At 62.7% G+C, this 14,848-nt stretch carries 12 protein-coding genes, 1 tRNA gene and 1 riboswitch; of the genes, 1 reads left to right on the top strand and 12 read right to left on the bottom strand.

Annotated features, from left to right (window positions below):
* Positions 1–7: 7 nt before the first annotated feature.
* The 3 genes from B5G43_RS10285 to fabG all read right to left on the bottom strand — a co-directional run bounded on the left by B5G43_RS10285 (position 8) and on the right by fabG (position 3,144).
* Positions 8–886: a branched-chain amino acid ABC transporter permease gene (locus B5G43_RS10285; RefSeq protein WP_087260937.1), complete on the bottom strand. Its 879-nt coding sequence runs from the start codon at positions 884–886 to the stop codon at positions 8–10.
* Between the two features lie 198 nt (positions 887–1,084).
* A complete protein-coding gene (locus tag B5G43_RS10280; protein ID WP_087260935.1) occupies positions 1,085–2,281 on the bottom strand; it encodes an ABC transporter substrate-binding protein in 1,197 nt (398 codons plus the stop codon).
* Between the two features lie 122 nt (positions 2,282–2,403).
* Positions 2,404–3,144 (bottom strand): 3-oxoacyl-ACP reductase FabG, encoded by a 741-nt coding sequence (fabG, locus tag B5G43_RS10275; RefSeq protein ID WP_087261000.1) that lies wholly within the window; start codon positions 3,142–3,144, stop codon positions 2,404–2,406.
* Between the two features lie 159 nt (positions 3,145–3,303).
* Between fabG and B5G43_RS10270 the strand changes: the two genes are divergently transcribed.
* Positions 3,304–3,379, top strand: a tRNA-Val gene (locus tag B5G43_RS10270).
* Positions 3,380–3,512: 133 nt separating this feature from the next.
* On the opposite strand, the gene B5G43_RS10265 is transcribed toward B5G43_RS10270, so the two are convergent.
* The 9 genes from B5G43_RS10265 to B5G43_RS10220 all read right to left on the bottom strand — a co-directional run bounded on the left by B5G43_RS10265 (position 3,513) and on the right by B5G43_RS10220 (position 14,337).
* Positions 3,513–4,868 carry an 8-oxoguanine deaminase gene (locus B5G43_RS10265; protein WP_087260934.1) on the bottom strand — a complete coding sequence of 452 codons (1,356 nt, stop codon included), beginning with the start codon at positions 4,866–4,868 and terminating at the stop codon, positions 3,513–3,515.
* 101 nt (positions 4,869–4,969) lie between these two features.
* Positions 4,970–5,065, bottom strand: a riboswitch (purine riboswitch).
* Positions 5,066–5,186: 121 nt separating this feature from the next.
* The gene (xylB, locus tag B5G43_RS10260) at positions 5,187–6,707 is read right to left on the bottom strand and encodes a xylulokinase (RefSeq protein WP_087260932.1); all 1,521 of its coding nucleotides are present in this window, start codon (positions 6,705–6,707) and stop codon (positions 5,187–5,189) included.
* Positions 6,708–6,760: 53 nt separating this feature from the next.
* Positions 6,761–7,621 (bottom strand): MurR/RpiR family transcriptional regulator, encoded by an 861-nt coding sequence (locus tag B5G43_RS10255; protein ID WP_087260930.1) that lies wholly within the window; start codon positions 7,619–7,621, stop codon positions 6,761–6,763.
* An 83-nt stretch (positions 7,622–7,704) separates the two neighbouring features.
* A complete protein-coding gene (locus B5G43_RS10245; protein WP_275532316.1) occupies positions 7,705–9,015 on the bottom strand; it encodes a glycine/betaine/sarcosine/D-proline family reductase selenoprotein B in 1,311 nt (436 codons plus the stop codon).
* Between the two features lie 16 nt (positions 9,016–9,031).
* The gene (locus B5G43_RS10240; protein ID WP_087260924.1) at positions 9,032–10,336 is read right to left on the bottom strand and encodes a glycine/sarcosine/betaine reductase component B subunit; all 1,305 of its coding nucleotides are present in this window, start codon (positions 10,334–10,336) and stop codon (positions 9,032–9,034) included.
* A gap of 17 nt (positions 10,337–10,353) precedes the next feature.
* Positions 10,354–11,637, bottom strand: coding sequence for a TRAP transporter large permease (locus B5G43_RS10235; RefSeq protein ID WP_087260922.1), 1,284 nt, complete (start codon positions 11,635–11,637; stop codon positions 10,354–10,356).
* Positions 11,638–12,129 carry a TRAP transporter small permease gene (locus B5G43_RS10230; protein ID WP_087260919.1) on the bottom strand — a complete coding sequence of 164 codons (492 nt, stop codon included), beginning with the start codon at positions 12,127–12,129 and terminating at the stop codon, positions 11,638–11,640.
* 39 nt (positions 12,130–12,168) lie between these two features.
* Positions 12,169–13,188, bottom strand: a complete 1,020-nt coding sequence (locus B5G43_RS10225) for a TRAP transporter substrate-binding protein (RefSeq protein ID WP_087260916.1) — start codon at positions 13,186–13,188, stop codon at positions 12,169–12,171.
* A gap of 42 nt (positions 13,189–13,230) precedes the next feature.
* Entirely contained in the window at positions 13,231–14,337 is a 1,107-nt protein-coding gene (locus tag B5G43_RS10220) for a glycerol dehydrogenase (protein WP_087260914.1), read from the bottom strand.
* Between the last annotated feature and the right edge of the window lie 511 nt (positions 14,338–14,848).

Here is a 14,848-nt window from a genome sequence, read left to right as displayed (position 1 = left end):
CGCCACCTCAAACTTTCTCGCGCACGGTCTTGCCCAGCAGGCCCGCGGGCTTCACCAGCAGGACGATGATGAGCACGGCAAAGACCACCGCGTCGGAGATCTGGGTATTGAAGGCCTTGGCGAAGATCTCGATGACACCCAGCAGGATACCGCCCAGCATGGCGCCGGGGATGGAGCCGATGCCGCCGAACACGGCGGCGGTGAAGGCCTTGATGCCGGGGAGGGAGCCGGTGGTGGGCATCAGGGTGGGGTAGGTGGAACAGTACAGGGCGCCGGCGATGGCAGCCAGGGCGGAGCCGATGGCAAAGGTCATGGAGATGGTGCGGTTGACGTCGATGCCCATGAGGAGGGCGGCGCCCTTGTCCTCAGAGCAGGCGCGCATGGCCTTGCCCATCTTGGTGTTGCCGGTGAACCAGGTCAGGGCCAGCATGATGACGATGCAGGCGACCACGGTGACCAGGGCCACATGGGTGATGGTGAGCTGGCCGTCAAAGAGCTTGAAGGAGCCCTTGCCCACCACGGAGGTGAAGCTCTTGGGGTCGGACTTCCACAGCAGCAGGGCGGAATTCTGGAGGAAATAGCTCACGCCGATGGCGGTGATGAGCACGGCCAGAGAGGGGGCCTGCCGCAGGGGCTTGTAGGCCAGGCGCTCGATGACCACGCCCAGCACAGTACACACCACCATGGCCAGGATGACGCCCACCACGGGGGGCAGGCCGAACTGGCCGGTGGCAAAGAAGCAGATGTAGGCGCCCACCATGATAACGTCGCCGTGGGCGAAGTTCAGCATCTTGGCGATGCCGTAGACCATGGTGTAGCCCAGGGCGATGATGGCGTACACACTGCCCAGGCTGATGCCGTTGATGAGGTTATTGAGAAGACTCAAAGACGGTCACCTCTTTCTCGTTTCTCTTGTCTCTTGGTACGGACCCCGGAAACGGGGCTGTATGGCGAAAACCTCCGCGGCCAACAACAGCCGCGGACGTTTCCGCCATACAGGGAAAGGGAGAAAAGAGAGGGCTGCCGACGGTCCGGCAACCCTCTCTTTCGGGTTCCCTCAACTTATGGATGGGGGAGCTTGTGATTACTGGGTGACGTACACGCCGCCCTCGACCTTGACGACCACGGGGGCCTTGGAGACCTCGCCGTTGGTGCCCCAGGTCATGCCGGTGCCGGTCAGGCCGTCCACGCTGAAGCTGCTGTCGGTGAAGGTGGCGATGAGCTTCTCGCAGATGTCCTGAGCGCTCATGTCGGCGGTGATGCCGGCCTTCTCACAGGCCTCGTAGATGGCGTAGATGCAGTCGTAGCCGTCCGCGGCGAACTGGTTGGGGATGCCGCCGTAAGCTTCCTGGTACTCCTCCACGAACTTGACGGTGCGCTCATCCTCGCCCCAGGCGTTGAAGGGGGTCATGAGCATCAGGCCCTCGGCCAGAGAGGTGTCGAAGCCCTCCAGGTCCAGGATGCCGTCCATGCCGTCGCAGCCGAAGAAGGTGGGCTCATAGCCCATGGTCTTGGCCTGGTTCAGGATCAGGGAAGCGGGGGTGTAGTAGATGGGCATGAACACCAGGTCGGCGCCGGCGTCCTTGGCGGCAGTCAGCTGCACGGTGAAGTCGGCGTTGGTGTCATCGGGGAAGGTCTGGACAGCCACGACCTCCAGGCCGATCTCATCGGCCTCCGCCTGGAAGGCGGTGTAGATGCCGGTGGAGTAGGCGTCGCCGTTGTTGTAGATGACGGCGATCTTGGTGCCCAGGTTATTCTCCTTGATGTAGTCGGCAGCGGTCTTGCCCTGGTTGGGGTCGGTGAAGCAGACCTGGAACACGTTGTCCTTGCCAGCGGTGACGTCGGTGGAGGAGGCGGAGGGGGTCAGCTGGAAGTAGCGGTCATTGTAGGTCTCAGCAGCCACGGCCACGCAGGGGTTGGTGGTGGTGCAGCCGTAGATGATCTTGGCGCCGTTGTCCTTCAGCTTGCCATAGGCGTTGACGGCCTTCTCGGTGGCGCCCTCGTCGTCCTGGGAGTCCAGGGCGAACTGCAGGCCGCCCAGAGCGTTGATCTCCTCAATGGCGATCTCGGCGCCCTGCTTGGTAGCCAGGCCGTACACAGCGGCGGAGCCGGTCAGGGGGCCGATGCCGCCGATCGTGATGACGTCAGCGCCGGTGGAGCTGCCGGAGCCGCTGTCGGGGTTGGTGGAGGGCTCGCTGCTGGTGCCGCCGCCGCAGCCGGCCAGCAGAGACAGGCTCATGGCAGCCGCCATAGCCAAAGACAGAACACGCATCTTTTTCATTTCAAATGTACCTCCCTTACAGGTTGTTGACATTATACGCTCGGCGTCCGAAATTGTCAACTTATGAAAGTGACCAATGCACCCCACATCTATCTTTGTATTTCTGTGAGATACATACAAATTCAGATGAGAATTCCACCATTGGGAGACAGCACCTGGCCCGTCAGGAAGGACGCGCCCTCCCCCGCCAGGAAGAAAATGCTCTCCGCCACGTCCTCCGGGCGGCCGATGCGCTCCAGCGGCGTCTCCTCCCGCAGGGCTTCCAGGTCCTCGGCGGTGAGATTGCCGTTCATGTCGGTGTCGATGACCCCGGGGGCCACGCAGTTGACCGTGATGCCCGAGGGCCCCACTTCCTTGGCAAGTGCCTTGGTCAGGCCGATTATGGCCGCTTTTGTGGCCGAATAGGCCACCTCACAGGACCCTCCGGTGACCCCCCACATGGAGGAAACCGTGACGATGCGCCCCGCCTTCCGGTGGATGAAATGGGGCAGCACCGCCCGGCAGCAGCGGAAGGTGCCGTCCACGTTGATGTTGAACAGCTCCCGCCAGTCCTGGTCGGTGATGTCGGTGAAGAGCTGTTGTCTGGCCACCCCCGCGTTGCATATCAAAATGTCAAGTTGACAAAATTTATCCAACACATTGTCAACCATCCGCTCCACCTGTTCCGTGTCGCCCACGTCGGCCCGGAAGAGCTCCACCCGAGCCCCTTCAGCCCTTAGCTCCTCGGCCAGGGCCCGGGCCGCCTGTTCCGAGTGGTTGTAGTTCAGGGCCACCGGATAGCCCGCCCGGGCAAAGCGCCGGGCGCAGGCCGCGCCGATGCCCCGGCTGGCCCCGGTGATGAGGACCGCTCCCCGCATCTCCATCTGCCATTCCTCCTGATCCCCGGTCCGCCGGGGCATATTGTGCCCTCCAGTATAGCAAAGGCCCGGACCCGTGCCAACCCCTCCCAACCGGCGCGAAAAAATTTTTGAAAAAAGTGTTGACAAGTCGCGTCTCACCCGCTATAATAAACTACGCTGTCTGGACGATTAGCTCAGCTGGTAGAGCATCCGCTTGACGTGCGGGAGGTCACAGGTTCAAGTCCTGTATCGTCCACCAGATCAATCCCGGAACCAAATGGTTCCGGGATTTTTGTTTTTCTGCCGCGCTCCGCTCTGCCGCGCTCCGCGCGTAAACCGAGGCCCCGTCTGCTTTGGCAGACGGAGCCCTGTTTTTTACGGACGCTGTCCCATCAGCGCGCCAGATAGGTGCGGACCAGGGCAGCGGCCCGTTCGGCCTCCACGCCCTCGTCCAGGCGGGTCAGATGGCCCTCCCGCACGGTGACCTTGCCGTTGACGACGGTGTAATCCACGCTGCCCTTGAGGCCCACGGTGGCCAGCATGGACTTGGGGTCCAGGTCCGCGCCCACCAGCTCCAGCCGGTTGGTGCGCACCAGGAAGCAGTCGCCGGCCTTGCCGGGCTCCAGCGTGCCGATGTCATCCCGGCCCAGGATGCGGGCGCTGCCCGCCGTGGCCAGCTTCAGCAGGTCGTAGCCGCTGGGGGCCTGGTGGCTGGACTGGAGGCGGTGGAGCAGATAGGCCACCCGCAGCTCCTCCAGCAGGTTGGAGCCGTCGTTGGAGGCGCTGCCGTCCACGGCCAGGCCCACCGGCACCCCCAGCCGGAGCATGTCGGGAATGCGGCACACACCGGAGGAGAGCTTCATGTTGGAGATGGGGCAGTGGGCCACGCCGGTGCCGGTCTCCGCCAGACGGTGCAGCTCCTCGTCGTTGAAGTGGATGCCGTGGGCGTACCACACGTCGGAGCCGATCCAGCCCAGGGACTCCATATAGGCCAAGGGGCGCATGCCGAAGCGCTCCAGCACATAGTTCTCCTCGTCCTTGGTCTCGCACAGGTGGGTGTGCAGGCGCACGCCCAGGTCCCGGGCCAGGATGGCGGACTGGCGCAGCAGCTCCTCCGAGACGCTGAAGGGGGAGCAGGGGGCCAGCGCCACCCGGCGCATGGAGTAGGGGGCGGGGTCGTGGAAGCGCTCCACCGCCCGGCGGCAGTCGTCCAGGATGCGGTCCACCGACTGGACCACGCTGTCCGGCGGCAGGCCGCCGTCCTTTTTGCTCAGGTCCATGCTCCCGCGGGAGGCGTACATGCGGATGCCCAGGTCCTCCGCGGCGGCAAACTGGCGCTCCAGCAGGCCCTCCGCGTGGTCATTGGGGAACACATAGTGGTGATCAAAACAGGTGGTGCAGCCATTTTTCATCAGCTCGCCCATACCGGTGAGGGAGCTGTGGTAGACCACGTCGCCGTCCAGGTTCTTCCAGATCTCGTACAGCGTCCGGAGCCAGTCGAAGAGCTCCATGTTCTGCACCTGGGGCAGGTTGCGGCTGAATACCTGATAGAGATGGTGGTGGGTGTTGATGAGTCCGGGGTACACGATGCAGCCCGCGGCGTCGATCACCTCGTCCGCCGGCTGGTCCACCGCGCCGATGGCGGCGATCACGCCGTCCCGGATCAGCAGGTCGGCGTGGTCATACACCCGGTCCTGATGGTCACAGGTCACAATATGAGCGGCGTTGCGAATGAGCAGAGAAGACATTTCCATTCCTCCGATCGGATCGAGCAGGATCAACGTTCCAGCGCCTCCATGGGCGGGATCGCCCGGACAAACAAAAAACCGCCTCTCAGTGACCGTCAGTATCGCAGATGCGAATACCATATAGTCAACTGTTAGGCAGTTGGTAGAAACGTCCATCCGAATCATGGACTTATATAGGCGTGTTCCGTTGTCAGCTCCTATCATACCGAAGGATCCTTGGCTTGTCAAACCCATTTGCGCTTTTTGCAGACCGGACCGCCAAATGGAACCGAGCCCCGGGGCGATGCCCCGGGGCTCTCCTGGTGCGATCGGTTTATTTTAGGCCTCGTCCAGCGCAGCCAGCTTCTCCCACAGGGGAGCGGAGACCTCGGTCACCTCTTTGTAGATGGCAAAGAGCTTTTCGTACTTGGCGTGGTTCTCCGCGTTGGGCCGGTAGGTCCGCTTCATGCGTATGCACCGCCGTGCGGCCTCCAGCTCGTCCGGGAAGGCGCCCACGCCCACACCGGCCAGCAGCGCGCCGCCGAAGGAGGACTCGGCGTGCTCCGGCTGCTTGACCTCCAGGCCGAACACGTCGCTGACGATCTGGCTCCACAGCGGGCTCTTGGCTCCGCCGCCGATGACCACGATGTCGGCCATGTTATCGGTGAAGTTCTTCAGTACCTGGAGGCAGTCGTACAGGCTGAACGCCACGCCCTCCAGCAGAGCCCGGGCAAAGTCGCCCTTGGTGTGGACCATGCTCACGCCGAAGAAGTCGCCCCGGGCGTTGGGGTTGAAGTAGGGGCAGCGCTCTCCCAGCAGAAAGGGGTGGAACAGGAGGCCCCGGGCGCCCAGCTGAGACTCGGCGGCCTGCTGGTCCATGAGCAGGTACACATCCTCGCCCTTGGCCTCGCACAGCTCCTTCTCGGCGGGGTAGAGGGCGTCCCGCATCCAGCGGTAGGCCGAGGCACAGCTGTTGGTGGCGGTGACGGTGTACCACTTGCCCTCCACCGAGTAGGGGTAGGTGAAGGACTTGGCGTGGGGCGCCGCCTCGTCGGTGACCAGGTTCACATTGCCAGCGGTGGCCAGCTTGACGATGATCTGGCCGGCCCGGACTGCGCCGGCGCTGAAGTCCTCCGCGGCGGTGTCGGAGCACCCGGCGATGACCGGCAGGCCCTCGGGCAGACCGGTCTGAGCGGCCACCTCGGCCCGCACGGTGCCCACGATGTCCTTGGAGCCGCGGATCTCGGGCATCACCGAGAGGGGCAGGTCAATGAGGCCGCACAGCTCCGGCGACCAGCAGCGGTTCCGGGCGTCGTAGAGGAGGCTGCCCTGGGCGTCCACCACGTCGGTGCAGAAGTCCCCGGTGACCCAGGCGCGGATGTAGTCCTTGGTGAAATAGAGGCGGTGGATCCTGGCGTAGTGCTCCGGCTCGTGCTCCTTCACCCACATGAGCTGGGGCAGGGTCCAGGTGGGGGTGGGCATCTGCATGCCGATGCGGAAGATGAGGTCGCCGTGGGCCTCCTTCAGGCGGCGGCACTGGTCGCCGCTGCGCTGGTCGTTCCACATGATGCAGCGGCGGATGACCTGTCCCTCTTTGTCCACCAGCACGGCATTGTGGGTGGAGGCGGTGACCGCCAGACCCAGGACGCCCTCGAAGCCGTCCGCCATCTGCTCCCGGCAGGCCCGCACGGTATTGCAGAAGGCCTGGATCCAGAGGGCCGGGTCCTGCTCGGACCAGCCGGGCTTCTGGTGCTCAGAGGGATATTCCTCAAAAGCGGTGGCGCAGATGTTGCCCTCCAGGTCGATGACGGTGGCCTTGCACCCGCCGGTGCCAAAGTCCACGCCGAAGAGTTTATCCATAGTAGTTCCCCCATTCCGTCGGGCGCCCCGCCCCGGCTTTTGGGGGTGGGACGTTAGTATTTCTTGACGACCAGCGCCTTTTCCAGCGCTTCAAAGTTTCCGATGGCCTGCTCCCCCAGGCGGAGGGACACGCCGGTGTACAGCGTATCGATGATGGTCAGCTCCGCCATGCGGGAGGAGATGGCATAGGTGCGGTATTTGGTCTCCTGCGAGTAGGTGTACAGCCGGATGTCCGCCAGCTTGGACACCGGGGAGATGCCGTTGTTGGTGATGGTGATGACGGTGGCGCCCCGCTCCCGGGCCAGCCGGGCGGCATCCCCCACGTCCCGGGAGCTGCCCGAGTGGGAGATGGCCAGCACCACATCCTCCGGCGTCAGGGACACCACGGCGATCATCTGCATGTGATCGTCGGTGTAGGCCTGGGCGTCGAGGCCGATGCGCAGGAATTTGTGCTGGGCGTCCATGGCGATGGCCCCGGAGTTGCCGTTGCCGATGATGACGATCCGCCGGGCCTTGCACAGGGCGTCAATGCTGCGCTCCACCGCCTTGCTGTCCAGCGCCCTCTGGGTCATGGTCAGGGTCTGGACGGCGCTGGAGAAGATCTTGTCGATGATCTGCTCGGTCGGCGCGTCCTGGGTCAGGTCCTCGTGGATCTTTTCCTGGGGCGTCACCAGCTCCCGGGCCACGCTGACCTTCAGGGCCTGAAAACCCCGATACCCCAGCTTGGTACACACCCGGGTCACCGTGGCCTCGCTGGTGCCCACCAACTCCGCCAGTTCGGTAATGGAGGCGTAAATCAGCTTGTCCTGGTTGGCCACCATATACTCCGCGGTCTCCCGCTCCTTCTTGGAGAGAGAATCCAGTTTTTCCTGTACGCGGCTGTAAAAGGCGCCGCCGTTTTCTGTATCTGTCATCGCGCTTTGCTCCCCTTCTGATACGTTCTCCGTTTCCTCTATTTTACATGGAGTTGCGAAAGGGAGCAAACATATTCTGAGATTTAAAGGATGTCCTCCACCATGCCGCTCTGGCCGGGCTTGGTGAGCATGTCCAGCGCCTTTTCCACATAGCGCTGGCGGGAGGTCGTTTCGTCCTCCGCGCTGAGGGTGGGATTGCCCACCGGGCAGGTGATGGCAAAACCACGCAGGATGCGGGAGGAGCCCACCGACTTGGCGATGTCCACCACCGCGCAGATCTGCGTCACCGGGATGCCCACCCGCTCGATTTCCTTCACGATCGTTGACCCGCAACGAGTGCTGGTGCCTCACGTGGAGGTCAGGATAGCCGCCTGGATGCCCTTGTCCAGCAGGGCCTGGGCGATCTGCTGGCCCTTGGCCTTGGAGGCCGCCACCGAGGCGCAGTTGCCGCAGGAGACATAGACCTCCTCCTCCAGCGCGCCCAGCTTGCCCTGGGCCACCTCTTCCCGCAGGATGTCCACCGGGAAGAGCCGGTAGGGGTTCTCCAGCACCCAGGTGCCGTCGTAGCCGCTGTGGATGACGAAGTGGGGCTCGGCCACCAGGGTGTCCCAGTTGTAGTGGCCCCAGGTGGTGCTGCCGTTGGGCTTGAGTTTGTCGGGGTTGGTCTGGGGAATGAGTCCGCCGTCGGTGACCAGAGCCAGCTTGACCTTGCTCAGGTCCGCCACCGGAGGGGCGGGGGGCACGTGGTCGAACTTGGGCGGCAGCAGCTCGCTGACAAAGGGCTCGCCCTTGATCTTCTTCAGGACCATGTCGATGGCCCGCTCCGCCGCGTTCTGGGGCTGCTCCTCATTGAGGATGATGTCCCGGATGATATAGCCCTCCGAGGCGGCGCTGCCGATGTGCTCCCCCTTCAGCAGGCGCAGGCCGATGCTGGCCATGACCGGAGCGGCCTTGCGCAGCTGGGAGGAGAGGATGGCCGTTTTGACGATGTAGGTATCCTTGCGGAAGAGCTCCACCGCCGGATTTTCCGGATACATGCCGGTGACGGTGGGGATGCCCAGCTCCCGGCCCACGGCGCTGACCATATTGCCGCAGCTGATGCCGTAGCGCCCGGCGTTGAAGGCGGGGCCCGCGATGAAGAGGTCGGGCTTCAGCGCCCGGACCAGCTCCACGCCCTCGGCAGTGGCCTGTTCGGTGTGCTCGGCGAAGTAGTTGTCACCACAGATGATGGTGCCCACCACCTCGCAGTCGTCCTGGAGCAGCTTCTGGAAGAGGAGGGCCGGGCCCACCGGCTCCTCCTTCACCGAAAAGCCCACATGGGCCATGTCCTCGCCGCCGATCTGGCCGAAGAACTGGTTGATATAGCAGACAACACGCCATTTTTTCTGTTCCATACTGTGACCTTCTCCCTCAGTAATCCACGGCCATGCCGTAGGAGTAGCCCACCTGGCTCATCAGGCCAACCTGCTTCATGTAGGTGGAGCGGACCTCTCCCTTGGCCGGACGGCCGGTGGCGATCTTGTGGCCGCCGATGACGCCGTCGTCGCCGCTGAGGTACAGCGCGTCCTCCGGCCCGCCCAGCAGGGTCTCCACCGGCGGGAGGGTAAAGTTGTGGTAATAGGTTCCCGAGCATACGATGGAATCCACGTTCTGCTCGCTGATCATGCACTCCACGCCCAGGTTACTCTTGCCGTTGAGGATCTGGATGATGGGCACCGCCTTGATACCCAGCTTCTCCGCCTCGCTGGCGATGGCGCCCACGCACAGGGTGGACGCGCCGCCCACGCCCTTGGTGACGATGACGCCGTCGGCGTGGAACACCTCTTTCAGGAGGCTGGCCGCCATTTTGGACACCAGATAGCGGTGCTTGGCCTCCACCGAGGTGACGGTGATGAGCACGCCGGCGAAGTTGAGGTCCTTGCCGTGGCGGCGCATCAGCTCCACGATGACCGGGTGGTTCTGGATCTCATAGGTGGTCACGCAGCGGAAGCCGCCGCAGGGGGCGATGGCGCCGTCCAGGATCTCGGTGGGCTGCATGATGAGGGGGAGGCTGTCGGGCACGGCGTTGCCGTAGACCATGGGCTCCCGGTAGTTCTGGGTGTCGTACTGCTTGGAGTAGATCTGATAGGAATAGGCGATGCTGGGAAGGTCTGGGTACTGGGTCTCGTTGTCGAAGGTCTCGGTAGAATCGGGGGCCTGTCCCAGGGTGACCTTGGCCAGCAGCACGCTGGTCTTGAAGCCCACCCGGCGCACCGCCTCGCGGTAGTCGCGGAAGTCCGCGTCCTCCGGGGCCATGGGCTCGATGACCAGCTCAGGCATCTTGGCGTAGGGGTTGATGGCGGCGCACTCGCCGCTCATGTCGAAGGAGCCCCACTTCCGGGACCAGTAGGTGTTGTTCTGGCACAGGACGATGCCCATGCCCTCCACCGCCCGGGTGACACCGCTGCCGGCGATCTCGTAGTCGTCGGTGAGGACGCCGGGCCAGTCGATGTTGCCCGACACCTTGCACCGGGGCTGGACCACATCCACCACGTTGATGATCCGGGTGGAATCCCCCGGGCGGGCGATGTCGATCTTGAGGGTGTTGAAGCAGGGCTCACTCTCGGCAAAGGCCAGGATGTCGGCCTTGCTCACATAGAGGACCCCGTCCTTCAGACAGGTGGTGTCGCCAAACTGCAGGTCCTTGATCTTTAAGGTTTCTACCGTTAATTTCATACTAAACTCCTTAAGCCTTATGCGCCCATGAGAAGGTTGGGCACCAAGGTGACGATGGGCGGGAAGAACCACATCAGCAGCATGACCGCCAGGATGATGAGCACCACCGGCGCGGTGTAGCTGATGGCTTTGCGGAAGGGAGCCTCCGCGATGTTCATGGAGAGGAAGAGGTACAGGCCCACCGGCGGGGTCAGGGCGCCCACCACGGTGGAGATGGAGAACAGCACGCCGAACAGCAGGGGGTCCACGCCCAGGCTGGTGATGATGGGGTAGACGATGGGCAGGATGACGGCGGTGGCGGCCAGGGTCTCCATGAAGCAGCCGATGATGAGCATGATGACGATGATGATGAACACCACCACGGCGGGATTCTGGCTGATGGAGAGCATGAAGTTCTTGATATGCTCGGCCAGGTTCTCACGGGCGAAGATGTAGGAGTAGATGCTGGAGATGCCCATGATCATCATCAGCATGGCGGAGGAAGAGGCCGCGCGCTTGAAGATGCCCACCAGGTCGGAGAGCTTCAGGGTGCGGTAGATGAAGAAGCCGCAGATCAGCGCGTAGATGCAGGCCACGATGCCGGACTCGGTGGCGGTGAACTTGCCGGACACCACGCCGGCCAGAATGATGACGGGGGTAATGAGGGCGAAGAAGGAGTGCACGAAGGCCTTGCCCACCGCGCGGAAGCTGAAGTGGCCGCTGCCGCCGTCCACATTGTGCTTGCGGGCGTACCAGTAGCACATGACCATCAGGCAGATGCCGATCAGGATGCCGGGCACCAGGCCGCCCAGGAAGAGCTTGCCCACCGAGAAGCCGGTGAGGGAGGCGTAGACGATCATGTTGGTGCTGGGCGGGATGATGGGGGCCAGCGCGCCGGAGCCGGCGATCATGGAGGCGATGAAGCCGCTGTCATAGCCCTCTTTCTTCAGCTCGGGCACGGTCAGGGTGCTCACGGCGCTCATGGTGGCCGCACCGGAGCCGGAGATGCCCGCGAAGATCATGTTGGCCAGCACGGACACTATGCCCATGCCGCCCCGGACCTGGGCGATGCAGGCCCGGCAGAAGTCCAGGATACGCTTGGAGAGGTTGGCCGCGCCCATGATCTCACCGGCCAGGATGAACAGGGGACCGGCCATCAGGGAGAAGGAGTTCATGCCGCGGATGGCCTGATGGGCCGCCATGAGGGACGGGATGTCGCTGCCCAGCATAATGGCCAGCAGACCGGACAGACCAATGGCAAAACACACCGGGACGCCCAACACCAGCAGGATGAGCAGTCCCACAACTGCGATGGTAATCAATTACTTCTCCCCCTCTCGATACTGCTTGGACAGCTTGGGAATGGCGCTGGCGTAGGAGCACAGCATCATCACAACGCCCAGCGGAGCCGCAGCGTAGACGTAGGCGTAGGGAATGGCGATAGCCGCGCCCAGCGACTGGAAGGTCTTGGTGACCAGCAGGATAGAGCCGGGCAGGAACATCAGCAGGAACACCACGCAGATCAGGCGGCCCACGATGAAGAGGATGGCCCGGGCCTTGTTGTTCTTCATGGAGCTGATGACGATGTCCACCGACACATGGCCGTCCACCCGCACGGTGAGGGCGGAGCCCACAAAGGTCAGGTAGATACCGCAAAAGCGCATGGCCTCTTCGGTCCAGGGGGGCGCCGAGTGGAGGATGAAGCGGCCAAAGACCTGGATACTGCCGAAAATCAGGATCAAAACAAACATCGCTATGCAAAACCAGGTCTGGAAGGTCTCGATGCCCCGGTCGATTTTCAGGAGTGTTTTCACTTTTGTCACCTCTTAAAGGTCAGAATCGCGGTTTCCGGTTCAATTGTTCAACGCCAGCATCCGCTCGATCAGGTCGCCCAGATCGTATTTCTCGGCGTATTCGTCATAGATGGGCTGGCAGGCGTCTTTCATCCGCTCCCGCTCTTCCGCAGAGACCTCGTTGATCTGCACGCCGTCCTCTTCCATCTTCTTTTCCGCGGCGTCATCCGAGGCCTGCCGCTCTTCCAGCTGGGTATTCTGACTCTCCAGCGCACACTCCTGAATGATCTCCTGGAGATCCGCCGGGATCTTGTCCCATTTCTCTTCACTCATAAAGACGCAGTAAATGGCGCCCAGATGGCCGATCTTGGAGAAGTACTTGCCCTGCTCCTGCAGGTTCTGGTTCACCAGGCCGGTGGCGTCGGCCTCCACCGCGTCGGCCACGCCCTGCTGCAGGAGGGTGTAGGCCTCGCTCCAGGCGGAGGTGACGGTGCTGGCCCCCAGGCAGTTCCACAGGTCCACATAGAGCGGGGTCTCAGCGGTGCGCATCTTGATGCCCTGGATGTCCTCCAGGCAGGTGATGGGCTTGGTCTTGAGCAGCGGGTTGCGGATGCCGTTGGAGTAGGTCATCAGCAGGCGCACGCCGGAGCCCTCCAGCATCTTGGGCACCTCTTCCGAGACGATGGTGTTGATGAGCTCGGCCTGGGTGTCCAGGTCCTTGGTCAGGAAGGGCATGTTGAACACGGCCAGCTCGGGGATGCTCAGGGCGGCCGCCCAGTCGGCGGTGTCACAGCAGGTCATGTCCAGGGTGCCCATGGTCACCTGCTCCATCATCTCGCGGGCTGAGCCCAGCTGGCTGGAGGGGTAGAGGTTGACCTGGATCCGGCCCTCGCTGCGCTCTTCCACCAGAGCCTTGAACTCCTCCGGCGCCACCGCCAGGGCATGGCCGGGGTTCTGGATGTGTCCGAAGTCCAGCACCACTTCCGGCTCAGGGCCCTCGCTCGTACCGGCGCCGCCGCAGGAGGCCAGAAGCCCGCAGCAGAGCAGCGCCAGGAGGATACGCGTCCACTTCTTTTTCACGGAAATTCCCCCTTGTCATCGGATGGTTCGGTTGGCTCGCCGTCACATGGCGCGGTACTGCTTGCCCAGCTCATCGGCCGCCAGAATGGCGTCGTACACCGACTGGGTGGTCACCACGAAGGGCTCCTGGTGGACCAGGGGACCCTGGGCGGTCTTTTCCGCGATGGCCAGGACCTTCTCCGGCGTGGCCTCCACGCCCAGCTGCTCCAGCGTCACCGGCAGGCCGATGGCGGTCATGAAGCGCATGACCTGATCCACCACATCGGCGGGGGTGTTCTCCAGCACCATCTGGCAGACCACACCGAAGGCCACCTTCTCACCGTGGAGGTACTTGTGGGTCTCCGGCAGGGCGGTCAGGCCCGAGTGGATGCCGTGGGCGGTGGCCAGGCCGGTGTTCAGGAAGCCCAGGCCGCTGAGCAGGGTGTTGGCCTCGATGACGTTCTCCAGCGCCTCGGTGACCACACCCCGCTCCAGGGCCCGCAGCGCGGCGGGACCGTCGGCAAAGAGGATGTCCCAGCTGGCTTTTGCGATGGCCATGCCGGCTTTGCAGCGGCGGTAGCCCGTGCCGATGTAGTTGGGGGAGTCGGAGGCCTCATCCGCCTGGGCCTCCAACCAGGTGGCCAGGGCGTCGCCCATACCGGCCACGAAGAGGCGGCGGGGCGCCTTGGCGATGATCTGGCTGTCCACCAGGACCAGATCGGCGTTGCGCTTCATTTTGCGGGAGCCGATGTACTCGCCGTCGGCGGTGTAGAGCACCGCGATCTCGCTGACCGGCGCGTCGGTGGACGCCGAGGAGGGCGCGATGATGACCGGCAGCCCCATGGCGTCGGCGCACACCTTGGCGGTGTCCAGCGTCTTGCCGCCGCCCACGCCCACAAAGACGCCGGCCTGGTGCTCCCGGGCGATGGCCCCGATCCGGGCCGCCTCCTCATCACAGCACTCGCCCTGGAACTGGATGGAGACGAAGCTGTGGTCGCTGCCGGCGTAGGCCTTCTCCAGACGGGCGTTCAGATCCGGATAGAGGAACCCGTCGATCAGAACGCAGGCATTGCCGTAGGGGGCGGTATACTGGGGCAGGCGGTCAAACTCGCCCGGACCCTGAACATAACGCAAAGGACTTCCAAACGCTCTCGTGGTAGAAGAAACCATAATTTGCGAGCAGGCCAAACGGCACGCTCTACCTCCTTTTTTGTTCCACTGTGCTCTCGCGGGCGCCACGCTGCGCAGTGCTTTGTGATCTGCCTTAACTATAGCATTTTAAAAATTATTTTCAACATGATTTTGCATCCGTGAACGAATTTCTATTATATCAATAAATCACCCCGTCGCCTTTTGTCTATATTACACATATGTATGAACTTTATTTCTCGATATATGGACTTCTTTCACATATTCATTTGCTTTTTCCATTTATTTCTGCCTATTTTAGGCCTGAAATCTACCTATTTTTGTGAAATTCGCGCATTCCGGCGTGTAAACTATTTGTAATCAAGACGGAATTTTTTATAATTTGCTCTCCCGTGCCGACCTTATGAATTGATATTTTATCACCTATATTTGTATATATTCAGAATCTATGCAGTTCCGCGCTCTGCCGTCTCTCCCTTTCGGCGCTGTTTGTGCGCTTCATTTTAAAAATTATTTTTACTCCAAAGGCAGC

Source organism: Flavonifractor sp. An92, from assembly GCF_002159175.1.
Taxonomy (GTDB): Bacteria; Bacillota; Clostridia; order Oscillospirales; family Oscillospiraceae; genus Pseudoflavonifractor_A.
Note: the sequence above shows the minus strand (reverse complement) of the source record. Positions and strands in the feature narration are given on the sequence as shown.

What these genes read in the sequence shown, in the direction of transcription:
- fabG (WP_087261000.1), bottom strand. Translation starts at nt 3,144, where the DNA reads ATGGAGATGCGGGGAGCGGTCCTCATCACCGGGGCCAGCCGGGGCATC.
- xylB (WP_087260932.1), bottom strand. Translation starts at nt 6,707, where the DNA reads ATGGATAAACTCTTCGGCGTGGACTTTGGCACCGGCGGGTGCAAGGCC.
- B5G43_RS10265 (WP_087260934.1), bottom strand. Translation starts at nt 4,868, where the DNA reads ATGTCTTCTCTGCTCATTCGCAACGCCGCTCATATTGTGACCTGTGAC.
- B5G43_RS10280 (WP_087260935.1), bottom strand. Translation starts at nt 2,281, where the DNA reads ATGAAAAAGATGCGTGTTCTGTCTTTGGCTATGGCGGCTGCCATGAGC.
- B5G43_RS10255 (WP_087260930.1), bottom strand. Translation starts at nt 7,621, where the DNA reads ATGACAGATACAGAAAACGGCGGCGCCTTTTACAGCCGCGTACAGGAA.
- B5G43_RS10240 (WP_087260924.1), bottom strand. Translation starts at nt 10,336, where the DNA reads ATGAAATTAACGGTAGAAACCTTAAAGATCAAGGACCTGCAGTTTGGC.
- B5G43_RS10220 (WP_087260914.1), bottom strand. Translation starts at nt 14,337, where the DNA reads ATGGTTTCTTCTACCACGAGAGCGTTTGGAAGTCCTTTGCGTTATGTT.